Raw genomic sequence first — 25,274 nt, forward strand, 5'->3', positions numbered from 1 at the left:
ACCCGGCCACTCTCGGTGTGCTCGACAGCGGGGCGCTTCGTGGCGACACTTGTGCGGTTGTCGAATGGCCCCCAGCGGATGGGCCCCACAAGGAGCCCCCTAAGGAGATGGTGTCCGGGTGTCCCGCCAAACCGTGCCCGCCCAGGGAGCAACCCCGCGACCACCGGCCGGAAAAACCCGCAGTGCCGGGGCAGCGGGCCTCGCCTGGATCAGTCAGAAAGCCGGGAAGGCCGGGGAGCGCGGGAAGTCGGGGAAAAGGTGGGCGTGCGATGCCGGGGAGTGACGGTAAACGCAGGAAGATCGGGTTCTGGTACCGCCTTGCCGCGTTCCTGGCGAAACCCCCGCTGATCCTCCTGTTCAAGCGGGACTGGCGTGGAATGGAACACATGCCACGCGAGGGCGGTTTCCTCACCGTCGTCAACCACAACTCGTACCTCGACCCGCTCTCGTACGCGCACTACCAGTACAACACCGGCCGCGTCCCGCGGTTCCTGGCCAAGGTCGGCCTGTTCAAGGGCGGCTTCGTCGGCGCGGTGATGCGCGGCACCGGGCAGATTCCCGTCTACCGCGAGTCCACCGACGCGATCGGGGCTTTCCGGGCCGCCGTGGAGGCCATCGAGAAGGGCGAATGCGTCGCCTTCTACCCGGAGGGCACCCTCACCCGTGACCCGCAGATGTGGCCGATGACCGGCAAAACCGGTGCCGCCCGGGTCGCGCTGCTGACGAAGGCCCCGGTCATCCCCGTCGCCCAGTGGGGCGCCAACCTGGCGATGCCGCCCTACGCCAAGGAGAAGAAGCTGCGGCTCTTCCCCCGCAAAACCCTCACCGTGCAGGCGGGGCCGCCGCTGGACCTGTCCGCCTACTACGACAAGGAACCCACCGCGGAGCTGCTGCGCGAGGTCACGGACGTCATGATGGACGCGGTGACCGAGCAGCTGGCCGCCATCCGTGGTGAGCCCGCGCCCGCCGAGCGCTTCGACATGCGCAAGGCAGCCGCCAAGAGGCGGCGGGAGCGGGCCCCGCGGGAGCGCACCGGGCCGGCCGGCGAGGAACAGCAGCACCAGCGCGGCGAGCCGGAAGCGGCTCCGGCCGCGGCCGAGGCGGCAGAGGGAGAGAAGAACGCGTGAGGGCGAGCGAGGAGCGGCAGCCGGCCGGACGGGAGCAGGAACGCCCGAGGAAGGCCGCCGTCTTCGGCACCGGCTCCTGGGGCACCGCGTTCGCCATGGTGCTCGCGGACGCCGGGTGCCGGGTGACCCTGTGGGGGCGGCGGGCGGAGGTCGTCGAGGCGATCAACACCACGCGCCGTAATCCCGGGTACCACCCGGATGTCGAACTCCCCGCGGGGGTCCGGGCCACCACGGACGCGGCCGAGGCCGCGCGGGACGCGGAGTTCACGGTGCTCTCCGTCCCCTCGCAGACCCTCCGCGCCAACCTCGACGGCTGGCGGGACCTGCTCGACCCCGCGACGGTGCTCGTGTCCCTCATGAAGGGCGTCGAGCTGGGCACGGCGATGCGGATGAGCGAGGTGATCCAGGAGGCCGCGCACGTCCCCGCGGAGCGGGTCGCCGTGCTGACGGGCCCGAACCTGGCCCGGGAGATCGCCGCCCGGCAGCCGGCCGCCGCCGTGGCCGCCTGCGCCGACGAGGAGGCGGCCCGCGCCCTGCAGAGCGCGTGCCACACCCCTTACTTCCGGCCGTACACCAGCACCGACGTGGTCGGCTGCGAGCTGGGCGGGGCCGTCAAGAACGTGATCGCGCTGGCGGTCGGCATCGCCGACGGGATGGGACTGGGCGACAACTCCAAGGCGTCGCTGATCACCCGCGGTCTGGCCGAGACGACGCGGCTGGGCCTGGCCATGGGCGCCGAGGCGCACACCTTCGCGGGCCTGGCCGGCATGGGCGACCTGGTGGCGACCTGCTCCTCGCCGCTGTCGCGCAACCACACCTTCGGCACCAACCTCGGCCGGGGGATGACCCTCCAGGAGACGATCGCGGTGACGAAACAGACCGCGGAGGGCGTCAAGTCGTGCCAGTCCGTGCTGGACCTGGCGCGGCGGCACGGGGTGGAGATGCCGATCACCCGGACCGTCGTGGGGATCGTCCACGAGGGCAAGTCGCCGCATGTGGCGCTCAAGGAACTGATGTCGCGCAGCGCGAAGCCCGAGCGGGCCTGACCCCCGCCGGACCTGGGCTTAGCCATGAGCGGGACCGGGCCCGGCGGGGCGCTGCCCGCCGCCGGGGCGGTGGCCGTGCGCCACGGGGGCGTCCGCATCGGTGGCGGGGCCGTGGCACGGTAAAGTCCCAGCGTTATGAGCAGCCAGAGCCCCGCCCCCAAGCCCCGAGTCGCCGTCGTCTTCGGCGGACGCAACTCAGAGCACCAGATCTCCGTCCTGACGGCCGGCGCGGTGCTCAGTGCCATCGACCGTGACAAGTACGAGGTGCTGCCCATCGGCATCACCGCCGACGGCCGCTGGGCGCTGGCCGCCGACGACCCGGCCCGCATGGCGATCGAGGACCGGAAGCTGCCCAGCGTCGAGGAGCTGTCCGAATCGGACACCGGCGGGGTGCTGCTGCCCGTCTCGCCCGGCAGCCGTGAAGTGGTGCACACCGAGCCGGGCCAGGTGCCCAAGGCGCTGGGGGAGATCGACGTCGTCTTCCCCGTCCTGCACGGCCCCTACGGTGAGGACGGCACGCTCCAGGGCATGCTCGACCTGGCGGAGGTGCCGTATGTGGGCTCGGGCGTGCTGGCCTCGGCCGTCGGCATGGACAAGGAGTACATGAAGCGGATCCTCGCCTCCTTCGGGCTGCCGGTCGGCCCCTACGTCACCGTCCGGCCGCGCGAGTGGGAGCAGGACCCGGCCGCGGCCCGCAAGAAGATCGTCGACTTCGCCGGTAACCACGGCTGGCCGGTGTTCGTCAAGCCGGCCCGCGCCGGCTCGTCCATGGGCATCAGCAAGGTGGACGGCCTGGCCGGGCTGGACGAGGCCGTGGAGAACGCCCGGCGCCACGACCCGAAGATCATCGTCGAGTCGCTGCTGCGCGGCCGGGAGATCGAGTGCGGCGTCCTGGAGTTCGAGGACGGTCCGCGCGCCAGCGTGCCGGCCGAGATCCCGCCGGTCAGCGACCACGACTTCTACGACTTCGAGGCCAAGTACATCGACTCGGCCTCCGGCATCGTCCCGGCGCCGCTGACCGAGGAGCAGACCGCGCGGGTGCAGGAGCTGGCGGTGCGGGCCTTCGAGGCAGCCTCCTGCGAGGGGCTGGTGCGGGCTGACTTCTTCCTGGGCGAGGACGGCGAGTTCGTCATCAACGAGATCAACACGATGCCGGGCTTCACACCCATCTCCATGTACCCGCGCATGTGGCAGGAGAGCGGCGTGAGCTACCCCGAACTGGTCGACCGGCTCATCCAGGCCGCCCTCGACCGCCCCACGGGCCTGCGCTGAGCCCACCCGGCCGGACACCGTCCGGCCGCGCTCAGTCCTTCTTCTCCGGCACCGCGCGCTTGACCGCGCCGGCCAGATCGGCCAGCGGGTTGATCTGCGGCTCGTAGTGGTCGGGCACGGTCACCTCCACGTTGGCGACCCGGCCCGTGGTCGTGAAGCGGTACTCGCCGTCCCGCTGCTCGATCAGCCAGGAGACCCCGTTGACCTCCGCCGCCTCGGAGGTCGGGTCGTAGTGGTCGTCGCCGGGGGTGAGCCGTGCGGGGCGCGGGACGCCGCAGCGCAACCGGATGGCGGGGTCGCCCCAGACAGCCGTGTAGTCCGAGACGGGGTCGGCCGTGCCGCGCTGCTGCCCCTCCACCTTCCCGGGGAGGGCGTCGTGCAGCGCCCGGCACGCCCGTGCGGCCTCGCCGGACGGGCTGGGGGCCGCCACTTCCGGGTCGCCGGAGCCCGAGCACGCGGTCGCGGCCAGCGCGAGCAGACCGCACACGGCGGCGCGGGCGGTGAGGTGGGAACGAGTCAGGGCCCGGGGTCGAGTGCTCACCGGGCGAGCATACGGGGGCTCAGAGGTGGACGATGGGGCAGGTCAGCGTGCGGGTGATGCCCTCGGCCTGCTGCACTTTGGCGACCACCATGCGGCCGAGGTCGTCCATCGTGTCGGCCTGGGCCCTCAGGATGACGTCGTACGGACCCGTTACATCCTCGGCCTGGATCACGCCGGGGATCTTGGAGACGATCTCCGCGACGGTCGAAGCCTTGCCAACTTCGGTCTGAATCAAGACGTACGCCTGTACCACGGAACCTCCCGGGGGGTTACGAGGATCATGCGGGGCGGAAGAGGGACGCCACCGTACCGCGTCCCCGTGGCCACCGGGAGGCCGCCGGGCCGTGCTCGTCGCAGCCGGGTGACGCGAGGCGCGGCCACCCGCGTGAAACGGTGTGGCACGGCGCACGGCGGCTGGAACGGCGGACGCACGACGGGCGCGGCCGGCGCACGCGCGTGAGGGACGATGCAAGGGAAAAAGGGAAAAGGGGCAACAGCAATGCGTGATCTGAACGGCGGCACCGCGCCCGGGCCTTCGCCCTCCGGCGCCGAGGCCCCGCACGACGCGGCACGCGGACGGGCCAAGGGCACCGTGGGGGAGCTGGGCGAGTTCGGGCTGATCCGGGAGCTGACCTCCCGGCTCACCTCCTCCACCGCCGTGCGGATCGGCCCCGGCGACGACGCGGCCGTCGTGACGGCCCCCGACCGGCGGGTCGTGGCCAGCACGGACATCCTGCTGGAGGGACGGCACTTCCGCCGCGACTGGTCCACCGCCTACGACGTGGGACGCAAGGCCGCTGCGCAGAACATGGCCGACATCGCCGCCATGGGCGCCTACCCCACCGCCCTGCTGCTCGGTCTGATCGTCCCCGTCGACCTGCCCGCCACCTGGCCCACCGAACTGATGGACGGCATCCGTGACGAGGCACAGGTGGCCTCCGCGGCGGTCGTCGGCGGCGACGTGGTGCGCGGCGACAGCGTCGCCGTCTCCATCACCGCCCTCGGCGACCTGCGCAACAACGAGCCCGTCACCCGCTGTGGAGCCGGCGCCGGCGATGTCGTGGCCGTCACCGGCTGGCTGGGCTGGTCCGCCGCCGGGCACGCGGTGCTCACCCGCGGCTTCCGCTCGCCCCGCGCCTTCGTCGAGGCCCACCGCCGCCCCGAACCCCCCTACCACGCGGGCCCCGCCGCCGCCGGGCTCGGCGCCACCGCCATGATCGACGTCAGCGACGGTCTCATCGCCGACCTCGGGCACATCGCGGAGGCCAGCAAGGTACGCATCGACATCCGCTCCGCCGACCTCGACGTCCCCGCCCAGATGTCCGACATCGGCCAGGCCGTCGGCATCGACCCGCTCCAGTGGGTCCTGACCGGCGGCGAGGACCACGCCATCGTCGCCACCTTCCCCCGCGACCAGAAACTCCCCGCGCGCTGGCGGGTCATCGGCGAAGTCCTCGCCCCCTCCGCGCTGCCGCACGTGACCGTGGACGGCGCGCCCTGGACCAAGGCGGGAGGCTGGGACCACTTCTCCACCGAGCCGGAGCACTGAGTACCGTCGTCGCCATGGACGATGTGAACCTCCCGGCCGGCAGACCGCCGCTCGTGCTGACCGTCGCCGGCTCCGACTCCGGCGGCGGCGCCGGCATCCAGGCCGACCTGAAGACCATGCTCGCCCTGGGCACCCACGGCATGAGCGTCATCGCCGCCGTCACCGCGCAGAACTCCCTGGGCGTGCAGGGCTATTGGGAGCTGCCCGAGGAGGCCGTGCGGGCGCAGTACCGCAGCGTCGTGGACGACATCGGGGTACAGGCCGTCAAGACGGGGATGCTGGCCTCCACCGCCCTGGTGGAGACCGTCGCGGAACTGCTGGCCGCCACCCCCGCGCCGGTCGTCGTCGACCCCGTGGGGGTCTCCAAGCACGGGGACGCGCTGCTGGCCTCGGACGCCGTGGCGGCGGTGCGCACCAAGCTGCTGCCCACCGCCACCGTCGTCACCCCCAACCTGGACGAGGTCGCCCAGCTCACCGGGGTGCGGGTGACCGAGGAGGACGGGCTGCGCGAGGCCGCCGCCGCCGTACTGGCCCACGGCCCCCGCTGGGTGCTGATCAAGGGCGGCCACCTGCCCGGCGAGGCGGTCGACCTGCTCACCGACGGCACCGAGGACCACTGGCTGCGGGCCCCGCGCCACGACAACCGCCACACCCACGGCACCGGCTGCACCCTGGCCAGCGCCCTGGCCGCCTCCCTCGCCAAGGGGCTGGACGTCCCCGCTGCGGCACGCGCCGCCAAGGAGTACGTGACCGGTGCCATAGCCGCCGGTTTCCCGCTCGGCGCCGGGCTCGGCCCCGTGGACCACGGCTGGCGGCTCGGCATCCGCTGAGGGCCCGCAGCCGAGGGGGAGCGGACCGGTCACGTACGGCTAGGGCGCACGCGCCCGCGACGGGACGGGCCGGCCTGGTGGCGGGCACGCGAAAGAACCGGCCCGCCACAAGGGCGGGCCGGTTCTTCGTCCGGCTCTCGGCGTGAGGCCGCGCTGCGGTTACGTCAGTGACGTCAGCGCGAGACCTTGCCGGCCTTGATGCACGAGGTGCAGGCGTTGAGGCGCTTCGGCGTCCCGCCGACCACGGCACGCACGCGCTGGATGTTCGGGTTCCAGCGACGGCGGGTGCGGCGGTGCGAGTGGGAGATGTTGTTGCCGAACTCCGGCCCCTTGCCGCAGACGTCGCAGTTCGCAGCCACGGGTCACTCCAAAGACTTCAGATGCACGTACGGTGAATCCCGGCGACCCGGGACCAACTCGGGACCGGCCGCGCCAGGGAGAACGTCGCCGACCGGAGCAAACCGTCCGGATCAGGCAACCGGGGAAGCATACAACGACCGGCATCGAACAGGGAAACCAGGGCGGCCCTCCCCGCCCCCGACCTGGGATCTTCGCGCGGGCCGCACTAGCCTTCCCGCAACGCCGCCGCCCGGTCCCGCCCACCGCGGACCGGTACGCCGCTCCCCGAGGAGGTCCATCCCGTGCCGCACCCGCTCGACGCCGCCGCGGTACGCCGGTGGTGCACCCTGGGCAGCCGGTCACTGCGCGCCCACTGTGCGCGCATGGATGCCATCAACGTCTTCCCCGTCCCGGACGGCGACACCGGCACCAATCTGTGCCTGACCTTCGAGGCGGCGGCCGAGGCCGTGCCCGGCCCGGTGAGCGGCCCCGGCGCGGCCGACGTCACGGCGGGCGCGGCCCTGCGGACCATGGCACGCGCCGCACTGCTGGAAGCCCGCGGCAACTCCGGCACCATCCTCGCCGAGTACCTGCGCGGCATGGCCCACGGTCTGAGCACCCCCGCGCCCGGCCACACGCCCGGAACGGCTCCCGGCTCCGGATCGGCTCCCGGCTCCGCCGCCGCGCTGGCCGCGGCGCTGCGGGGCGGAGCCCGTGCCGCGTACGACGCTGTCGCGCACCCCGTCGAGGGCACCATGCTGACGGTCGCCGCCGCGGCGGCCGACGCCGCCGGGCGCGGTGACGACCCGGCCGCCGCCGCGCGCCGCGCCCTGGCCGCCACCCCCGGGCAACTCGGGGCGCTGGCCCGCGCCGAAGTGGTGGACGCGGGAGCCCTCGGCCTCACCGTGCTGCTGGGCGCGCTGTGGACGGCGCTGGGGGAGGACGCACCGCAGGAGCCGGTGCCCTCCGACGCGACGGAACCCGGGCGGGAACAGGAACCGGGGGCCCGGACACCGGCGGCCCCGGAACCGGTCCTCCCCGGTCCTGGCGCCGGAGCAGGGGAGGACGTTCCCGGCTCCGGCCACGCAGGCGGGTCCGCATCCGGCTCCGGTCCCGAGTTCGAGGTGATGTACCTCCTCGAAGCCGAAGGGGCCGACGCCACAGACGGGGCCGGCGGTGCCGAGGGCCCCGGCGCCGCCGACCGGATCGCCGCACTGCGCGCACGGCTCGACCCGCTCGGTGACTCCCTCGTCATCGGCGGCGGCGACGGCCTGTGGAGCGTCCACGTCCACGTCCACGACGCCGGTGCCGCCGTGGAGGCGGGCCTCGCGGCAGGGCGCCCGCACCGCATCCGCATCGCCCACCTGCCCTCGGCACAGGAGGGCCCGGCCGCGTGCGGGGCCGCGCCGCCGCCCGCTCCGGGGCGTGCCGTGGTCGCCGTCGTACCCGGCGCGGGCCTCGCGGGGCTGTGCCGGGAAGCCGGCGCGGCCACCCTGTCCGCCGACGCCGCGGCCGACAGGGACGCGCTGCTCGCCGCGGTGCGCGCCACCGGGGCGAGCGAAGTGGCGCTGCTGCCCAACGCGACGGAACTGCACCCGGTGGCGGCCCGGGCGGCCGACGCGGCCCGCACGGAGGGCATCCGGTGCGCCGTCATCCCCACCCGGGCGGCCGTTCAAGGGCTGGCCGCGCTCGCCGTGCACCAGCCGGACCGCCGTTTCGACGAGGACGTGGTGACCATGACGTCCGCGGCCGGGGCCACCCGCTACGGCGAGGTCACCCTCGCCGCCCGGCAGGCGTGGACGAGCGCGGGGGTCTGCCAGGCCGGGGACGTGCTCGGCCTCGTCGAGGGCGACGTCGCGCTGATCGGCGACGACATCCTCCAGGCCGCCAAGGACGTGCTGGGCCGCATGCTGGCACCCGGGGGAGAACTGGTCACTCTCGTCCTCGGCGAGGAGGCACCCGACGGGCTCGCCGCGGAGCTGGAGAAGCACGTGAAAGCCGCGCACCTGGCGGTGGACACCCTCGTCTACACGGGCCGGCAGCACGACGCGCCGCTGCTGATCGGCGTCGAGTAGCCGGCCGCCGTCCACGCGGGGCCAGGAGCGGCCGGCGGCCGTCGCGGCGCGCCGCCGTTCCCGCGAGTGACAACGGCGCTGTCACACCCGTCCGGCAGGATGGGACCGTGCCCTCGACAGACTCGACAGCATCGACGCGTAGCGAACCCCTCCAGGAGCCGCTGAAGGCGCTGCTCGGCGGCAACACCGCCAAGGCCATGGCCGAACACCTCGGCCTGCACACGGTCGGCGACCTGCTGCACCACTACCCGCGCCGGTACGCGGAGCGCGGCGAGCTGACCAGGCTGGCCGAACTGCCGCTGGACGAGCACGTCACCGTCGTCGCCCGCGTCCACGACGCCCGCGTGCACAAGTTCAACCACGGCAGGGGCCAGCGCCTGGAGGTGACGCTCACCGACGGCAGCGGACGCCTCCAGCTCGTCTTCTTCGGCCGCTCCGTCCACTACCACCAGCGGCAGCTGCTGCCCGGCAAACGCGGCATGTTCGCGGGCAAGGTCGGCGTCTTCAACCGGAAACTCCAGCTGTCCCACCCGGACTACAAACTCCTGGACGAGGACAGCGACGCGGAGACGGTCGAGCGGTTCGCGGGCGCGCTGCTCCCGCTCTACCCGGCGTGCAAACAGCTCTCCTCGTGGAACATCGAGCAGTCCGTCGCCACCCTGCTCGGCGCCCTGGAGGCCACCGGCTGGCGCGGACTGGCCGACCCGCTGCCCGAGCGGCTGCGCGAGCAGCGCGGACTCATCGCCCTGCCCGAGGCGTTCGAGAAGATCCACCGCCCCCGCAGCAAGGCGGACATCGCCGAGGCCCGCGCACGGCTCAAGTGGGACGAGGCTTTCGTCCTGCAGACCGCCCTCGCCCGGCGCCGCGCCAAGGAGACGGAACTGCCCGCCGTGCCGCGCCGACCCCGTCCCGGCGGGCTGCTGGAAGCGTTCGACGAGCGGCTGCCGTTCACCCTCACCGAAGGCCAGCGCCAGGTCAGCGGCGAGATCTTCGCCGATCTGGCCACCGAACACCCCATGCACCGGCTGCTCCAGGGCGAGGTCGGCTCCGGCAAGACGATGGTGGCGCTGCGCGCCATGCTCGCCACCGTCGACGCGGGCGGCCAGGCCGCCATGCTCGCCCCCACGGAGGTGCTCGCCCAGCAGCACCACCGTTCCATCACGGAGATGATGGGCGAACTGGCCGAGGGCGGCATGCTCGGCGGTGCCGAACAGGGCACCAAAGTGGTGCTGCTCACCGGCTCCATGGGGGCCGCCGCCCGCCGCCGGGCCCTGCTGGACCTGGCCACCGGTGAGGCGGGCATCGTGGTGGGCACCCACGCGCTGATCGAGGACAAGGTGACCTTCCACGACCTGGGCCTGGTCGTGGTGGACGAGCAGCACCGCTTCGGCGTCGAACAGCGCGACGCCCTCCGCTCCAAGGGCAAGCAGCCGCCGCATCTGCTGGTGATGACGGCCACCCCCATCCCGCGGACCGTCGCCATGACCGTCTTCGGCGATCTGGAGACCTCCGTCCTCGACCAGCTCCCGGCCGGCCGCTCGCCCATCGCCACCCACGTCGTGCCCGCCAAGGACAAGCCGCACTTCCTGGCCCGGGCCTGGGAGCGGGTGCGGGAGGAGGCCGAGGCCGGGCACCAGGCGTACGTCGTCTGCCCCCGCATCGGCGACGAGGAGGAGGGGCAGCAGCCGGCGAAGAGGAGCCGGGCTGCCGAGGAGCCCCTGCCCCAGGGCGGCGAGGACGGCGGCGCCGACGCGGAGGAGAAGCGTCCGCCGCTGGCCGTGCTCGACGTGGCCGCGCAGCTCGCCGCCGGTCCGCTGGCCGGTCTGCGGGTGGAGCCGCTGCACGGGCGGATGGCGCCCGAGGCCAAGGACGAGGTGATGCGGCGGTTCGCCGCGGGCGAGGTGGACGTGCTGGTGGCCACCACCGTCATCGAGGTCGGCGTCAACGTGCCCAACGCCACCGGCATGGTCATCATGGACGCCGACCGTTTCGGCGTCTCCCAGCTCCACCAGCTGCGCGGGCGCGTCGGCCGCGGTTCGGCGCCGGGGCTGTGCCTGCTGGTGACGGACATGCCGCCGCAGAGCCCCGCCCGGGGCCGGCTGGAGGCCGTCGCCGCCACCCTCGACGGCTTCGAGCTGTCCCGGATCGACCTCGAACAGCGCCGTGAGGGCGATGTGCTGGGCCAGGCCCAGTCGGGGGTCCGCTCCTCGCTGCGGATGCTCGCCGTCATCGAGGACGAGGAGATCATCGCCGAGGCCCGGGACGAGGCCACCGCCCTGGTCGCCGCCGACCCGGAGCTGACCGGCCATCCGGAACTGCGCACCGCACTGGACGCCCTGCTGGACGCGGGGCGCGAGGAGTACCTGGACAAGGGCTGAGCGGCCGGCCCCGGGCGGCTGGCCGTGCCGTCCGGGGCACTGGCCGCGCCCTGCGAGCCCGCCCGGTTGCGCCGCTCCCACGCGCCTTGCGAGCCCGCCGATTGGCCCCGCTCCCGCCGGCGCGGCGCCGGTGCCCGCGGGTTCCGCCCTCCCGCCGGCCGCGGCCCCCGTGGGATCCTGGGGCCAGCACCCTCCACCCCGCAAAGGACCCAGAATGACCCGCGTCATCGCCGGAGCGGCCGGCGGCCGGCGGCTGGCCGTGCCGCCCGGCACCGGTACCCGCCCCACTTCGGACCGGGCCCGCGAGGGCCTCTTCTCCAGCTGGGAGGCCCAGCTCGGCGGGGCCGCCGCCTGGCGGGGGCTGCGGGTGCTGGACCTGTACGCGGGCTCCGGCGCGGTCGGCCTGGAGGCGCTGTCGCGGGGCGCCGCGCACGTCCTGCTGGTGGAGACGGACGCCCGTGCCCTGCGCACGATCCGGGAGAACGTCCGCGCCGTCGGCCTGCCGGGTGCGCAGGTGCGTCCCGGCAAGGCGGCCCAGACCGTCGCGGGGGAGCCGCCGGAGCACCCCTACGACGTGGTGTTCCTCGATCCGCCGTACGCGGTCCCCGACGAGGAACTCGGGGAGATACTGCTCACACTCCGTGCCGGGCACTGGCTGGCGCAGGACGCGCTGGTCACCGTGGAGCGCAGCACCAGGGGCGGTGATTTCCGCTGGCCGGAGGGTTTCGAGGGGCTGCGGTCCCGTCGTTACGGCGAGGGAACGCTTTGGTACGGTCGCGCCGCCGCGCGGGAAGTTACCCCCGCGTCATGACGTCACCCGAGGCGGAGCCTGGACCCCGCCGTGAGGAGAGCGAGGAAGTGCCCGTGCGCCGCGCCGTCTGTCCGGGGTCCTTCGACCCGATCACCAATGGCCACCTCGACATCATCGACCGCGCCTCCCGCCTGTACGACACCGTCTATGTCGCCGTCATGATCAACAAGTCGAAGAAAGGACTCTTCACGGTCGACGAGCGCATCGACCTGATCCGCCAGGTCACCGAGGATCTCGGCAACGTCCGGGTGGAGGCGTTCCACGGGCTGCTGGTGGACTTCTGCAAGGACCGCGAGATCCCCGCCATCGTCAAGGGGCTGCGCGCCGTCAGCGACTTCGACTACGAGCTCCAGATGGCCCAGATGAACAACGGCCTCTCCGGCGTCGAGACCCTCTTCGTGCCCACCAACCCCACCTACAGCTTCCTGTCCTCCAGCCTCGTCAAGGAGGTCGCCGCCTGGGGCGGCGACGTCTCCCACCTGGTGCCCGAGACGGTCAACCGGGCGCTGGCCGAACGGCTGAGCAAGCCGTGACCTGCTCCGTCGGGCGGGGTTGCGGGAAGGGCTGACCAGTCCGCGTCCACGGGCCGTACAGTCACCCTCGTGGACGTACAGCAGAAACTCGACGAGATCGTGGCGACCGTCGGCGGCGCGCGCTCGATGCCCATGTCCGCCTCCTGCGTGGTCAACCGCGCCGAACTCCTCGCCATGCTCGACGAAGTGCGCCAGGCGCTGCCCGGCTCGCTCGCCGAGGCCCGCGAGGTCCTGGGAGGCCGCGAGCAGGTGGTGGCCGAGGCCCACCAGGAGGCGCAGCGCATCATCGAGGCGGCGCAGGCCGAGCGGGCCTCACTCGTGTCGGGCACCGAAGTGGCCCGCCACGCCCAGCAGGAGGCCGACCGGATCCTCGCCGAGGCACGCGCGGAGGCCGAGTCGATCCGTGCCGAGGCCGACGACTACGTCGACAGCAAGCTGGCCAACTTCGAAGTGGTGCTCTCCAAGACCATCGGATCGGTCGAGCGGGGCCGCGAGAAGCTGCTGGGCAGCGGGCCCGGCGCCGAGGAGTGGAGCGAGGAGTACGCGGCCGACGCCCCCGAGCGCACCTCCGACCCGGGGGAGCTCCAGCGCCGCGCCGACAGCTATGTGGAGGCCCGGCTGGGCTCGGTCTCCGCGGTGCTGGCCAAGACGCTGGAGGCCGTCGGCCGGGGCCGCCTCAAGCTGCGCGGACACCAGCCCATCGACGAGCTGGCGGCCCACCTCGCGGCGCAGGACGGGGCCGGGAGTGCCGGGCAGTTCGCGGTCCACACCAGTGACGCCGACTATCTCGCGGGTCTCGCCCAGTCCGATGAGCAGGCCGCGCCGTCCGGGCACGACGGCACGACGCCGCAGATCCCTTCCCAGCCGCCGTCCCAGCCGCCCCACCCGCCTGCCCAGCCCCCGCACGTCCCGCCGCAGCCGCAGGCCGTGCCGGGCGCCGCGGACCCGTACTACGGCGGGCAGCAGCCCCAGCCGGTCTACGAGGGCGGCCCGCAGACCGACCCGTACGGCGGCTACGCCCAGCAGGAGGCGTACTACCCGCAGCAGCACGACCCCTACGGCTACGGTCAGCAGCCAGACCCGTACGCGGGGTACGGCGCCCCGCAGCAGCCCGCCTACCAGCAGCAGGGGCAGCTGGAGGAGACCAGCCTGTTCGACACGAGCATGATCGACATCGAGCAGGTCAGGGCGTACGAGCAGCGGCACGGCCAGGGCGGCTGACCAGGCGCCGGGTACGCCGGGCCGCCGGGTGCGCACCCGGCGGCCTCGGATTGGGTCCTGGGGGAGCGGTCAAGTATTCTGTCTCTTCGGTCGCGAGTACCGTGCGGCCCGACCCCCACCCGTAGAAAGCAGGAAGCCCTGAACGCCCCCCTCGACCCCCGCTCCCCCCTCGTGTTCGACACACGCGAGCTGGGGCGGCGTCCCGGTGCGATGAAGCGGCTTACCCGCGAGGTGGCGTCCCCCGGTGACCTGGGTATCGAGTTCATCAAGGTCCCCGACGGGGCGACGATCGAGCTCGATCTCCGTCTCGAATCGGTGATGGAGGGGGTGCTCGTGACGGGCACCGCCCGTGCGCCGCTGACGGGGGAGTGCGTAAGGTGTCTGGAGCCGCTCGACCAGCGAGTCGAGACGGACTTCCAGGAAATGTTCTCCTACCCCGAAGCCGACGACCGGGGCCGCCCCGTGGCGGAACCCGGCGAGGACGAGGACGACGAGGAGACGCTCTTCCTCGAGGGCGACCTGTTCGACCTCGAACCCGTGCTGCGGGACGCGGTGGTGCTCGCACTGCCGCTGCAGCCGGTGTGCCGTGCGGACTGCCCCGGCCTGTGCCCCGACTGCGGGGCCAAGCTGGCGGACGAGCCCGACCACGCGCACGAAGACGCCGTCGACATCCGGTGGGCGGCACTGCAGGGACTCGCCGAGACCATCAAGGACGGCGAGCAGGAAAACGAGCCCCGCACCGACGGGGATGACCCACAGGAGAAGTAGCCGTGGCTGTTCCGAAGCGGAAGATGTCGCGCAGCAACACGCGCCACCGCCGGTCGCAGTGGAAGGCTGCGGTCCCGACCCTGGTGAAGTGCGAACGCTGCCGTGAGCCCAAGCAGCAGCACATCGCGTGCCCCAGCTGTGGCACCTACAACAAGCGTCAGGTCCTCGAGGTCTGATCGGCGGGTGACAGGCTTCATGTCCAACGCCGGCACACCTCAGGAACCCACTCCCGGGAAGGGAGGGGAATCCGCGGAGCTGGTGGACGCGGCCTCGTCCCACGCGATTCTGGAAGGGCGGCTCGGTTACCAACTGGAGTCCGCCCTTCTGGTGCGTGCGCTGACGCACCGCTCCTACGCGTACGAGAACGGCGGCCTGCCCACGAACGAGCGCCTGGAGTTCCTCGGCGACTCGGTCCTGGGGCTCGTGGTCACCGACACCCTCTACCGCGTGCACCCGGACCTCCCTGAGGGACAGCTGGCCAAACTGCGGGCGGCCGTCGTCAACTCGCGGGCCCTGGCAGGGGTCGCCCGCGGCCTCGACCTGGGCGCCTTCATCCGGCTGGGCCGGGGCGAGGAGGGCACCGGCGGGCGCGACAAGGCCTCGATCCTCGCCGACACCCTGGAAGCCGTCATCGGCGCCGTCTACCTCGACCAGGGGCTGGACGCCGCCTCCGAGCTCGTGCACCGTCTGTTCGACCCGCTCATCGAGCGGTCCTCCAGCCTGGGCGCCGGCCTGGACTGGAAGACGAGCCTCCAGGAGCTGACCGCGGCCGAGGGCCTCGGCGTCCCGGAGTACCTGGTCTCCGAGACCGGCCCGGACCACGAGAAGACCTTCACCGCTGCTGCCCGCGTCGGTGGTGTCGCGTACGGCACCGGCACAGGACGCAGCAAGAAGGAGGCCGAGCAGCAGGCGGCCGAGGCCGCCTGGCGCGCCATCTCGGCGCGCAGCGAGGCCGCCGCCGAGCAGGGCGGCAAGACGGCCGACGGCACGGCGGCCCGGCCGTCCGTGCCCGAGGGCCAGCGCGGCGAGCCCAGCGAAGGCACCGCCGCCTCCCGCTGACCCCGCCACGACCCGTACGACGGCCGCCCCCGCCGGGGGCGGCCGTCGCCGTCATCACCGCCCCGCCACGGGGCTCTACCGCCTGGAGGAGGCCCGTGCCCGAGCTGCCGGAAGTCGAGGTCGTCCGCCGCGGTCTGGAGCGCTGGGCCAGTGGCCGCACGGTCAGCGGCGCCCAGGTGCTCCACCCGCGCGCCGTCCGGCGGCACACCGCCGGCCCGCCGGACTTCACCGCACGGCTCGCGGGCCGCCGCCTCGGCCCCGCCCGGCGGCGCGGCAAGTATCTGTGGCTGCCCGTGGACGACGGCAGCCACGCTGTCCTCGCCCACCTCGGGATGAGCGGCCAGCTGCTGATCCAGCCCACCGGGGCACCCGACGAGCGGCACCTGCGGGTGCGGTTCACCTTCGAGGACGCCGACGGCGGCGAGCTGCGCTTCGTCGACCAGCGCACCTTCGGCGGGCTCTCGCTCCACCCGGCGGCCGAGGACGGGCTGCCCGACGTCATCGCGCACATCGCCCGCGACCCGCTGGACCCCGCCTTCGACCTCGACGCCTTCCACGCCGCGCTGCGCCGCCGCCGCACCACCGTCAAGCGCGCCCTGCTCGACCAGTCGCTCATCAGCGGGGTCGGCAACATCTACGCCGACGAGGCGCTGTGGCGCTCCCGGCTCCACTACGACCGCCCCACCGCCACCCTGACCCGGCGGCAGACCACCGAACTGATCGGCCACGTGCGGGACGTGATGACCGCGGCCCTCGCCGCGGGCGGCACCAGCTTCGACAGCCTCTATGTGAACGTCAACGGCGAGTCCGGCTACTTCGACCGCTCCCTGGACGCCTACGGCCGCGAGGACGAGCCCTGCCGCCGCTGCGGCACCCCCATGCGCCGCAGCGCTTGGATGAACCGCTCCAGCTACTTCTGCCCCCGCTGCCAGCGCGTCCCCCGCGTCAGGGCCTCAGCCGCCGGCTGAGCAGGCCTGCGCCGAGCGGCCGGGCACGCGGGCCCGGCGCCCGGCGGAAGAGGCCGTACGGCCTCACCGCGGGTGGTTTCAGAAGCCGAAGTCCTGCGTCCACCACGGCCCGCCCTCGGCGAAGTGCGCGCCGACGCCCAGCGTGCGGTAGTCGCAGTTGAGGATGTTGGCACGGTGGCCCGGGCTCTTCATCCAGGCGTCCATGACGGACCGTGCGTTGGCCTGGCCGCGGGCGATGTTCTCGCCGCCCAGATCCTCTATCCCCGCCGCCTCGGCACGGTCCCAGGGGCTCTTGCCGTCGGGTGTGGTGTGGGAGAAGAAGCCGCGCTCGGCCATGTCCACGCTGAACCGCCCGGCCAGCGCCGCCAGCTCGGGATCGGCCTTCACCGGCCGGCAGCCCGCCTGCGCCCTCTCCTGGTTGACGAGGGCGAGGACTTCGCCTTCGGCGGCCGTCTCCTGGCCGTTCGTCGCCGCCCCGTCGCCGTCGCCCCGGCCGGCACCGCCCCGGGGGGTGTCGTCGCGCGCACCGTCGCCCTGGGTCGCCGGGGTGCTGCTCGCCGGGCGGCTGGGAGTGGGCGTGGCCGACGGGGTGCGCGACGGCTTGTCGATCCCGGGGCCGGACTCCTCGGGTTTCCCGGCCCGCCGTGACGCGTCGTCGGCGGGGGCGGAGGACCGCTCGGCGGGTGTGACGGATGTCTCGGTGGGCGCCGGCGCCGCACCGTCCTGGGCCCGGACCCGGTCGTCGCCCGCGCCGTCCGGACCGCCCGCCCGGTCCGTCAGGTGCCCGTTGACGGCGACGACACCGAGCGAGAGCGCCGCGCAGGCCCCCAGCAGACCCATGGTGACGGGTGCCGCGGTCCGGCGCCGGCGGCGCGCTGCGGACCGGCGGCCGGGGTCCGGTTCCGTCCCGGACGCGGAGGGGGTGTCGGCGCGGCTGTGGCGGCCCATCTGTGCAGTCCTCCCGTGGTGGGGGTCACGGCGGTCTCCGGTCTGTCCTCATCACCCCTGAGTGTGCGGGGGGTGTGAAGAGAGTTGACGGGCAATGTACGGCATCCGCACGGGGGCGGGCGTACCCGTCGGGGAATTGTCCGGATAGCGTGCACCCCATGGTTGCCATCCACCCGACCGACGACAGCACGTACGACAGCGCGCGCGAAGAGCTCCGCGCACAGGGGGACGAACAGCCCGCAGGCCCGCGTTCCGAGGAGCCGGCCCGGATGACCGCGTGGGTGCGCGGCGAGGTGCAGGGAGTGGGGTTCCGCTGGTTCACCCGTGCGGCGGCGCTGCGTATCGGCCGGCTCGTCGGCTTCGCCCTCAACCTGGGCGACGGGCGGGTGCAGATCGTCGCGGAGGGCAGCCGCGCCGACTGCGAGCAGCTGCTGGGGTGGCTGAGGAGCGGGGACACGCCCGGACGCGTGGACGGTGTCACCGAGATCTGGGACACACCCCGCGGGGGATACCAGGGCTTCGCGATCCGTTGATCCAAAACGGTTGCCATCTGCGCCGTGGCGTGCAAAGCTGCGGCAACGAGTGAGCGCAGTGGATCTTCGACACAGCCCCTGGGGAGTTGCCCGCTCCGGCGCCGGAAGCCGTCGAGCCGGGGCACGCCCGGGGGTCCCGCGCGTGATCGTGTTGACCGTCAAACCTTTTGGTGCGATCCTGGAATCCCCGCGCACCTGAGCTGTTTGACCCAGAGATTCCTCAGCAAAAGTCCAGAACAGACCATCGAAGGTGCGAATCCCTCACGACCCACCAGACCCACGGTCGGTCACTCAGTGTGGAGGACCATCCATTATGGCAAAGGCGCTTCTCGGTTACGTCGGCGGCTCCGACCCCCGAGTGCTCGCCGAGATGCGACGGCTTCAGCAGCGTGTCCAGGACCTCGAATCCGAACTCGTACGGATGCAGGCCGAGAACGACGCTCTGTCCGCCGCCGCTCGGCGTGACTCGGTGTTCGAGGACATCGATGTGACTCCGGCCGAGCCTGCGCTGACCTGACCCGCCCGCCGGGCGGGACGGGCTGAGCAGGACAGCCGTACTCGGAAATCTGTAAGGGACGCTTCGGCGTCCCTTTGTTCTTTGCGATGGGGGCTGGTGACGACGTGACGAACGCGGTGCGCTTCGTTACGTCTGATGTGCCCTGGCGCCGTCCCGGTGAAACGTCGGGCGGAAACCCGCCGCGCGGCTACGGAGCCGTCGGCGCGACATCGGCGGGCCGCTCTCGGTAGGGTCCGGACGCGTGCACCTCAAGAGCCTGACACTGCGGGGATTCAAGTCCTTCGCCTCCGCCACGACGCTGCGCTTCGAGCCCGGCATCACCTGCGTCGTCGGCCCCAACGGCTCCGGCAAGTCGAACGTCGTGGACGCCCTCTCCTGGGTGATGGGGGAGCAGGGCGCCAAATCGCTGCGCGGCGGCAAGATGGAGGACGTCATCTTCGCCGGCACCACCGGCCGTCCGCCGCTGGGCCGCGCCGAGGTCTCGCTGACCATCGACAACTCCGACGGTGCGCTGCCCATCGAGTACGCCGAAGTCACCCTGACGCGGATCATGTTCCGCAACGGCGGCAGCGAGTACCAGATCAACGGTGACACCTGCCGGCTGCTCGACATCCAGGAACTCCTCTCCGACTCCGGTATCGGCCGCGAGATGCACGTCATCGTCGGCCAGGGCCAGCTCGACGGGGTGCTGCACGCCGACCCTACGGGCCGCCGCGCCTTCATCGAGGAGGCGGCCGGGGTCCTCAAGCACCGCAAGCGCAAGGAGAAGGCGCTGCGGAAACTCGACGCGATGCAGGCCAACCTGGCCCGCGTCCAGGACCTCACCGACGAGCTGCGCCGCCAGCTCAAGCCACTGGGCCGGCAGGCGGCGGTCGCCCGCAAGGCTCAGGTCATCCAGGCGGATCTGCGCGACGCGCGGCTGCGGCTGCTCGCCGACGACCTGGTGGGCCTGCGCGAGGCGCTGCGCGCGGAGGTCGCGGACGAGGCCGAGCTGAAGCGGCGCAAGCAGGAGACCGAGGAGAAGCTGAAGGAGGCGCTGCGCCGCGAGGCGGACCTGGAGCAGCAGGTGCGCACCCTGGCCCCGCGGCTGGAGCGGGCCCAGCAGACCTGGTACGAGCTCTCACAGCTGGCCGAGCGGGTGCGCGGCACCATCGGCCTGGCGGACCAGCGGGTCCAGCACGCCGCGGCGCCCCAGGCCGAGGAGCGGCGGGGCCGTGACCCGGAGGACATGGAGCGCGAGGCCGCCCGCATCCGGGAGCAGGAGGCCGAACTGGAGGCGGCGTTGGAGGCCGCCACCACGGCGCTGGACGAGACCGTCGCCCACCGGGCCGAGCTGGAGCGCCGGCTGGAGCAGGAGGAGCGCCGGCTCCGGGACGAGGCGCGGGCCCTCGCCGACCGCCGCGAAGGTCTCGAACGGCTGCGCGGCAAGACGGGGGCGGCCCGCAGCCGTGTCGCCTCCGCCCAGGCCGAGATCGACCGTCTCGTCACAGCCCGCGACGAAGCGCTCCAGCGTGCCGCGCAGGCCCAGGAGGAGTACGAGGCGCTGCGCGGTGAGGCCGACGGCCTGGACGCGGGCGACGAGGAACTGGCCGGCCGCCATGAGGAGGCCAAGCGTGCCCTGTCCGAGGCGGAGTCCGCGTTCGGCGCCGCCCGCGACGCCCTCACCGAGGCGGAACGCGAGCGGGCCGCCACGGTCGCCCGCCGTGACGCGCTGGCCCTCAACCTGCGCCGCAAGGACGGTACGGCGGCTCTCCTGGCGGCCAAGGACCGGCTGACGGGCCTGCTGGGTCCGGCGGCCGGTCTGCTGAGCGTCACTCCCGGCTACGAACTGCCCATAGCGGCTGCTCTCGGCTCGGCCGCCGACGCGCTCGCGGTGACGGACCTGGCCACGGCCACGGAGGCCCTGCGCCTGCTGCGCAAGGAGGACGGCGGCCGGGCGACCCTGCTCGTACAGAGCGACGAGCCCGCCTCCGGTCCGGCCGTACCGCGGGACGGCCGGGCGGCGGAGACCGCCGGCGCCCCGTCCGCGACGGGCGCCGCCGAGCCGCCGGGCACGCCGGCGACCTCCCTGGTCACCGCACCGCCCGAACTCCGCGCCACCCTCGCTCACCTGCTCGCCGGCACGGTCGTGGTCGACACGCTGGAGGCGGCCGAAAGCCTGGTGCGGGCGTACCCCGGTCATACGGCGGTGACGGCCGAGGGGGACATCCTCTCCGCGTACCGGGCCGCCGGCGGCTCCGAGGGCGCCCCCTCCCTCCTGGAGGCGCAGGCGGCGGTGGACGAGGCGGAGGCGGCCCTCACCGACTTGGAGACGCGCTGCGAAGACCTGCGCCAGGCCCAGGCCGAGGCGAAGGAGCGGCGCCGGCAGGCGGCGGCCACCGAGGAGGACCTGGCCCGCAGGCGCAGCCTCGCGGAGCGGGAGAAGTCCCGTATCGCCGGCCGGGTGGGCACCCTCGCCGGGCAGGCGCGGGCCGCCCGGGGTGAGGCGGAACGCGCGGCGGCGGCCGTGGCCAAGGCGGAGGAGGCCCTGGCGAAGGCGAGGCAGGAGGCCGAGGAACTGGCCGAACGCCTCACGGTGGCGGAGGAGGCCCACGAGGCGGACGCCTCGCACGACCCGGACACCTCCGTCCGCGACCGGCTCGCCGCCGACGGTGCCAACGCGCGGCAGACCGAGATGGAGGCCCGCCTCCAGGTGCGTACCCACGAGGAGCGGGTCAAGGCGCTCGCCGGCCGCGCGGACGCACTGGACCGGGGGGCCAGGGCCGAGCGCGAGGCCAGGGCGCGCGCGGAGGAGCGCCGGGCGCGGCTGCGTCACGAGGCGGAGGTCGCCCAGGCCGTCTCCGACGGGGCCCGCCAGCTGCTGGCCCACATCGAGGCGTCGCTGGAGCGGGCCCGCGAGGAACGCGAGGGCATCGAGCGGACCAAGGCGGAGCGGGAAGGGACACTGGCCGAGGAACGTGCCCAGGGCCGGGCCCTCAAGGATGAACTGGACAAGCTGACCGACTCGGTGCACAAGGGCGAGGTGCTCGGCGCGGAGAAGCGGATGCGCATCGAGCAGCTGGAGGCCAAGGCACTGGAGGAGCTGGGCGTCGAACCGGAGGGACTGGTACGCGACTACGGGCCCGACCAGCTCGTGCCGCCCTCGCCGCCCGCCGAGGGCGAGGAACTGCCCGAGGACCCCGAGCACCCGCGCAACAAGCCGGTGCCGTTCGTGCGGGCGGAGCAGGAGAAGCGGCTCAAGGCGGCCGAGCGTGCCTACCAGAAGCTGGGCAAGATCAACCCGCTGGCGCTGGAGGAGTTCGCGGCCCTGGAGGAGCGCCACCAGTTCCTCAGCGAGCAGCTGGAGGACCTCAAGAAGACGCGGGCGGACCTGCTCCAGGTCGTCAAGGAGGTGGACGAGCGGGTCGAGCGGGTCTTCACGGAGGCGTTCCACGACACGGCCCGCGAGTTCGAGGGCGTCTTCTCCCGGCTGTTCCCGGGCGGGGAGGGCCGGCTGGTGCTCACCGACCCCGACGACATGCTGACCACGGGGGTGGACGTGGAGGCCCGGCCGCCCGGCAAGAAGGTCAAGCGGCTCTCGCTGCTCTCGGGCGGTGAGCGTTCGCTGACGGCGGTCGCCCTGCTGGTGTCCATCTTCAAGGCGCGGCCGAGCCCGTTCTACGTGATGGACGAGGTGGAGGCGGCGCTGGACGACACCAACCTCCAGCGGCTCATCCGCATCATGGAGGAGCTGAAGGACAGCTCCCAGCTCATCGTGATCACGCACCAGAAGCGCACGATGGAGGTCGCCGACGCGCTCTACGGCGTCTCGATGCAGGGCGACGGCGTCTCGAAGGTCATCAGCCAGCGCCTCAGCTGAGGCGCTCCCGGCCCTCCGGCCGGTTTCCCCGGCCACCCGGCCTTTCCGCGGGTTTTCCCGGGCGTCCTCCGCCGCCGTGCGGTCAGCGGCGCACGCGGTCCCCATCCCCAGGAGCTGAACAGCTCAGCTCTCTTCAAGAGTCGAATGTTTCCCCTCCTCGCTGTGCTCTTCGTCGCAGGAGGGGACCTATTGACTTCATGAATTGAAGATTTACAGTCTGAGGTGCTGCCGTCGAGCCGGAGGCCAGGGCCGTCTCCGACCCCTTCGCCTCTTCGACTCTTTGACGGTGGTGTCCCCGCCCGGCACCGTCGCCGGGGTACCTCAGGAGAAGAACGTGACCAGCACAGCCCAGCCGGCGACGCCCACGCGGCCCGGCCCCGGAGCGCACACGGCACCCCTGGGCCGTGTCGTCTTCATCACCGCGGCAGCCGCCATGGGCGGCTTCCTCTTCGGCTACGACAGCTCAGTGATCAACGGAGCGGTGGAGGCGGTCCGGGGCCGCTTCGACGTCGGTTCGGCGGTGCTCGCGCAGGTCATCGCCGCCGCACTCATCGGCAGTGCCATCGGCGCCGCGATCGCCGGCCGGATAGCCGACCGCATCGGCCGCATACCCGTCATGCGGCTCGCCGCCGTGCTGTTCACCATCAGCGCCATCGGCTCGGCGCTTCCCTTCGCCCTGTGGGACCTGGCCCTCTGGCGCGTCCTGGGCGGCATCGCCATCGGTATGGCGTCGGTGATCGGCCCGGCCTACATCGCCGAGGTGTCCCCGCCCGCCTACCGCGGCCGGCTCGCCTCGTTCCAGCAGGGCGCCATCGTGCTGGGCATCGCCGTCTCGCAGCTGGTCAACTGGGGCATCCTCAACCTGGCCGACGGCGAGCAGCGCGGCACCCTCGCCGGGCTGGAGGCCTGGCAGTGGATGCTCGGCATCATGGTGGTCCCCGCGATCGTCTACTTCCTGCTCTCCTTCACCATCCCCGAGTCGCCGCGCTTCTTGATCTCCGCGGGCCGCAAGAGCGAGGCCCGCCGGGTGCTGGCCGGGGTCGAGGGCGAGCACGCCGGCCTCGACCAGCGGATCGGCGAGATCGAGACGGCGATGCGCAGCGAGCACAAGTCCACCTTCAAGGACCTGCTCGGCGGCCGGCTCGGACTGCTGCCCATCGTGTGGATCGGCATCGGGCTGTCGGTCTTCCAGCAGCTCGTCGGCATCAACGTCGTCTTCTACTACTCCTCGACGCTGTGGCAGTCGGTCGGCATCAACCCGGAGAGCTCGTTCTTCTACTCCTTCACGACCTCGATCGTGAACATCGTCGGCACGGTCATCGCGATGATCTTCGTCGACCGGATCGGCCGCAAGCCGCTCGCGCTGATCGGCTCGGTGGGCATGACGCTCTCGCTGGCCCTGGTCGCCTGGGCGTTCTCCTACAAGACCGGCTCCGGCGACAACGTCTCGCTGCCCGACACCCAGGGCGTGATCGCCCTGGTCGGCGCCCACACCTTCACCCTCTTCTTCGCCCTCTCCTGGGGCGTGGTCGTCTGGGTGCTGCTCGGTGAGATCTTCCCCAACAAGATCCGAGCCGCCGCCCTCGGTGTCGCCGCCAGTGCGCAGTGGATCGCCAACTGGGCCATCACGGCCAGTTTCCCGAGCCTGTCGGAGTGGAACCTGTCGACGACGTACATCGTGTACACGGTCTTCGCCCTGCTCTCGATCCCGTTCATCCTCAAGTGGGTGCCGGAGACGAAGGGCAAGGCGTTGGAGGAGATGGGCTAAGCCCCCGCCGCCCACTCCTCGCACGGCGCTGCCCCGGCCCCCTCGCCAGGAGCCGGGGCAGCGGACTGTCCGGCGCCCTCAGCCGTCCTCCCCGGCCAGCCGGGGCAGCACCTCCTCGCCCAGCAGCCGCAGCGAACGCCACCCCTCGTCGACGGGCAGCCCGCCGCACAGCGGGTGCAGCAGCAGTTGCCGGTCGTCAGCCGGCTGCCGCTCCACCATCGCCACGCACTCCTCGGGCGTCATACAGCGGTAGACCCCCTGGGCGCGCAGCTCCTCCACCGTCCCCGCCCCGGTCGACATCAGCGAGTGCGCACCCGGCGGCTGCCAGGAGGCGTACCGGCGGGCCTCGTACAGGAAGTACTCGCCCAGCTCCGCCCAGGCCCGGTCCACGTCATGCGTCAGATGGACGGTGGGCAGCTCGGGCGGGGGCATCAGACACAGCGGGTCGCGGCCCGCCTCGGCGCAGCGCTCCTCGTAGTAGCGCGCCAGCTCGGGCAGGTGCGCCGGCAGGAACAGCGGCAGCCCCAGACGCGCCGCACGCCGGGCCGTCGGCCGGGCCGCGCCGCCGACGAACAGCGGCGGATGGGGGCGGGTGTGCGGGCGCGGCGTCACCCGCACCGTCCGCCCGCGGTAGGTGAACGGCTCGCCCGTCCAGGCCGCCAGCAGCGTTTCGAGCGTCTCGTCCTGGAGCCGGCCGCGGGATGCGAAGTCCGCTCCGAAAGCCGCGTACTCCTCCGGCCGGTAGCCGAGGCCCGCCACCGTCACCAGCCGGCCGCCGCTGACCAGGTCGAGCACCGCGATCTCCTCCGCCAGCCGCAGCGGGTCGTACAGCGGCGCCAGGACCGCGCAGGCCGTCACCAGGGCCGTCCGCGTACGGCCGAGGAAGGCACCCGCGAGGGCCAGCGGGGCGGGCAGCCAGCCGTCCGGCGAGCCGTGGTGCTCCTCCACGATGAGAGAGGTCACACCCTTCTCGTCGGCGTAGGCCGCCATCTCCAGCGCGGCCCGGTACCGGTCACCCGGCTGTTCCGGGACCGGCGGCGGTCCCGAACCCGGCTGTGGGTGCACAAGGTTGAAGCGGACGGACGTCGTCACTCTCACGCGGTGACCCCTTCCCCACGGCACGGCGGGGGTG

At 73.0% G+C, this 25,274-nt stretch carries 22 protein-coding genes and 1 pseudogene; 18 read left to right on the plus strand and 5 right to left on the minus strand.

Annotated elements, in window-relative coordinates:
• The first annotated feature begins 269 nt into the window (after positions 1–269).
• From IO40_RS0110510 to IO40_RS0110525, 3 genes are all read left to right on the plus strand, one after another.
• On the plus strand, positions 270–1,127 hold the full coding sequence (locus IO40_RS0110510) for a lysophospholipid acyltransferase family protein (protein WP_016470075.1): 858 nt from the start codon (positions 270–272) through the stop codon (positions 1,125–1,127).
• Positions 1,124–2,173 (plus strand): NAD(P)H-dependent glycerol-3-phosphate dehydrogenase, encoded by a 1,050-nt coding sequence (locus IO40_RS0110515; RefSeq protein ID WP_016470076.1) that lies wholly within the window; start codon positions 1,124–1,126, stop codon positions 2,171–2,173. The genes IO40_RS0110510 and IO40_RS0110515 overlap by 4 nt, the downstream gene beginning before the upstream one ends.
• Before the next feature lie 135 nt (positions 2,174–2,308).
• A complete protein-coding gene (locus IO40_RS0110525) occupies positions 2,309–3,445 on the plus strand; it encodes a D-alanine--D-alanine ligase family protein (RefSeq protein WP_016470077.1) in 1,137 nt (378 codons plus the stop codon).
• 31 nt (positions 3,446–3,476) lie between these two features.
• Here IO40_RS0110525 and IO40_RS0110530 read toward each other — a convergent pair whose 3' ends face one another.
• Both IO40_RS0110530 and IO40_RS0110535 read right to left on the minus strand, forming a co-directional pair.
• Complete coding sequence (locus tag IO40_RS0110530; protein ID WP_016470078.1) at positions 3,477–3,932, minus strand: DUF3515 domain-containing protein; 456 nt, start codon at positions 3,930–3,932, stop codon at positions 3,477–3,479.
• Positions 3,933–4,005: 73 nt separating this feature from the next.
• Positions 4,006–4,239 (minus strand): Lrp/AsnC family transcriptional regulator, encoded by a 234-nt coding sequence (locus IO40_RS0110535; protein ID WP_016470079.1) that lies wholly within the window; start codon positions 4,237–4,239, stop codon positions 4,006–4,008.
• A gap of 246 nt (positions 4,240–4,485) precedes the next feature.
• Here IO40_RS0110535 and IO40_RS0110540 point away from each other — a divergent pair, with 246 nt between their 5' ends.
• Together IO40_RS0110540 and thiD are read left to right on the plus strand one after the other, a co-directional pair.
• Entirely contained in the window at positions 4,486–5,535 is a 1,050-nt protein-coding gene (locus IO40_RS0110540) for a thiamine-phosphate kinase (RefSeq protein WP_016470080.1), read from the plus strand.
• Between the two features lie 14 nt (positions 5,536–5,549).
• A complete protein-coding gene (gene thiD / locus IO40_RS0110545) occupies positions 5,550–6,365 on the plus strand; it encodes a bifunctional hydroxymethylpyrimidine kinase/phosphomethylpyrimidine kinase (RefSeq protein ID WP_016470081.1) in 816 nt (271 codons plus the stop codon).
• Positions 6,366–6,538: 173 nt separating this feature from the next.
• Here thiD and rpmB read toward each other — a convergent pair whose 3' ends face one another.
• Positions 6,539–6,724: a 50S ribosomal protein L28 gene (rpmB, locus tag IO40_RS0110550; protein ID WP_016470082.1), complete on the minus strand. Its 186-nt coding sequence runs from the start codon at positions 6,722–6,724 to the stop codon at positions 6,539–6,541.
• Between the two features lie 282 nt (positions 6,725–7,006).
• On the opposite strand from rpmB, the gene IO40_RS0110555 reads away from it, so the two are divergent.
• From IO40_RS0110555 to mutM, 9 genes are all read left to right on the plus strand, one after another.
• A complete protein-coding gene (locus tag IO40_RS0110555) occupies positions 7,007–8,779 on the plus strand; it encodes a DAK2 domain-containing protein (RefSeq protein ID WP_016470083.1) in 1,773 nt (590 codons plus the stop codon).
• A gap of 197 nt (positions 8,780–8,976) precedes the next feature.
• The gene (gene recG, locus IO40_RS0110560) at positions 8,977–11,157 is read left to right on the plus strand and encodes an ATP-dependent DNA helicase RecG (RefSeq protein ID WP_234336540.1); all 2,181 of its coding nucleotides are present in this window, start codon (positions 8,977–8,979) and stop codon (positions 11,155–11,157) included.
• A gap of 214 nt (positions 11,158–11,371) precedes the next feature.
• Entirely contained in the window at positions 11,372–11,968 is a 597-nt protein-coding gene (rsmD, locus tag IO40_RS0110565; protein WP_016470085.1) for a 16S rRNA (guanine(966)-N(2))-methyltransferase RsmD, read from the plus strand.
• Between the two features lie 53 nt (positions 11,969–12,021).
• Positions 12,022–12,501: a pantetheine-phosphate adenylyltransferase gene (gene coaD, locus IO40_RS0110570; RefSeq protein ID WP_030406921.1), complete on the plus strand. Its 480-nt coding sequence runs from the start codon at positions 12,022–12,024 to the stop codon at positions 12,499–12,501.
• A gap of 69 nt (positions 12,502–12,570) precedes the next feature.
• A complete protein-coding gene (locus tag IO40_RS0110575; RefSeq protein ID WP_031175308.1) occupies positions 12,571–13,722 on the plus strand; it encodes a hypothetical protein in 1,152 nt (383 codons plus the stop codon).
• A 210-nt stretch (positions 13,723–13,932) separates the two neighbouring features.
• Positions 13,933–14,490, plus strand: coding sequence for a YceD family protein (locus IO40_RS0110580; protein ID WP_016470088.1), 558 nt, complete (start codon positions 13,933–13,935; stop codon positions 14,488–14,490).
• 2 nt (positions 14,491–14,492) lie between these two features.
• Positions 14,493–14,666 carry a 50S ribosomal protein L32 gene (gene rpmF, locus IO40_RS0110585; RefSeq protein WP_016470089.1) on the plus strand — a complete coding sequence of 58 codons (174 nt, stop codon included), beginning with the start codon at positions 14,493–14,495 and terminating at the stop codon, positions 14,664–14,666.
• A gap of 19 nt (positions 14,667–14,685) precedes the next feature.
• Complete coding sequence (rnc, locus tag IO40_RS0110590; RefSeq protein ID WP_016470090.1) at positions 14,686–15,549, plus strand: ribonuclease III; 864 nt, start codon at positions 14,686–14,688, stop codon at positions 15,547–15,549.
• A gap of 95 nt (positions 15,550–15,644) precedes the next feature.
• Positions 15,645–16,517 (plus strand): bifunctional DNA-formamidopyrimidine glycosylase/DNA-(apurinic or apyrimidinic site) lyase, encoded by an 873-nt coding sequence (gene mutM, locus IO40_RS0110595; protein WP_016470091.1) that lies wholly within the window; start codon positions 15,645–15,647, stop codon positions 16,515–16,517.
• A 78-nt stretch (positions 16,518–16,595) separates the two neighbouring features.
• On the opposite strand, the gene IO40_RS0110600 is transcribed toward mutM, so the two are convergent.
• The gene (locus IO40_RS0110600; RefSeq protein ID WP_031026069.1) at positions 16,596–17,465 is read right to left on the minus strand and encodes a CAP domain-containing protein; all 870 of its coding nucleotides are present in this window, start codon (positions 17,463–17,465) and stop codon (positions 16,596–16,598) included.
• Between the two features lie 257 nt (positions 17,466–17,722).
• On the opposite strand from IO40_RS0110600, the pseudogene IO40_RS0110605 reads away from it, so the two are divergent.
• From IO40_RS0110605 to IO40_RS0110620, 4 genes and pseudogenes are all read left to right on the plus strand, one after another.
• A pseudogene (locus IO40_RS0110605) lies at positions 17,723–17,998 on the plus strand (acylphosphatase); the annotation flags it as partial.
• Between the two features lie 313 nt (positions 17,999–18,311).
• On the plus strand, positions 18,312–18,515 hold the full coding sequence (locus tag IO40_RS0110610) for a hypothetical protein (RefSeq protein WP_016470094.1): 204 nt from the start codon (positions 18,312–18,314) through the stop codon (positions 18,513–18,515).
• Between the two features lie 241 nt (positions 18,516–18,756).
• The gene (gene smc / locus IO40_RS0110615; protein WP_016470095.1) at positions 18,757–22,374 is read left to right on the plus strand and encodes a chromosome segregation protein SMC; all 3,618 of its coding nucleotides are present in this window, start codon (positions 18,757–18,759) and stop codon (positions 22,372–22,374) included.
• Between the two features lie 334 nt (positions 22,375–22,708).
• Positions 22,709–24,142 (plus strand): sugar porter family MFS transporter, encoded by a 1,434-nt coding sequence (locus IO40_RS0110620; RefSeq protein WP_016470096.1) that lies wholly within the window; start codon positions 22,709–22,711, stop codon positions 24,140–24,142.
• 78 nt (positions 24,143–24,220) lie between these two features.
• On the opposite strand, the gene IO40_RS0110625 is transcribed toward IO40_RS0110620, so the two are convergent.
• Complete coding sequence (locus tag IO40_RS0110625) at positions 24,221–25,240, minus strand: LLM class flavin-dependent oxidoreductase (protein WP_016470097.1); 1,020 nt, start codon at positions 25,238–25,240, stop codon at positions 24,221–24,223.
• Positions 25,241–25,274 lie beyond the last annotated feature (34 nt).

It is taken from the genome of Streptomyces albus subsp. albus, assembly GCF_000725885.1.
Classification (GTDB): Bacteria; Actinomycetota; Actinomycetes; order Streptomycetales; family Streptomycetaceae; genus Streptomyces; species Streptomyces albus.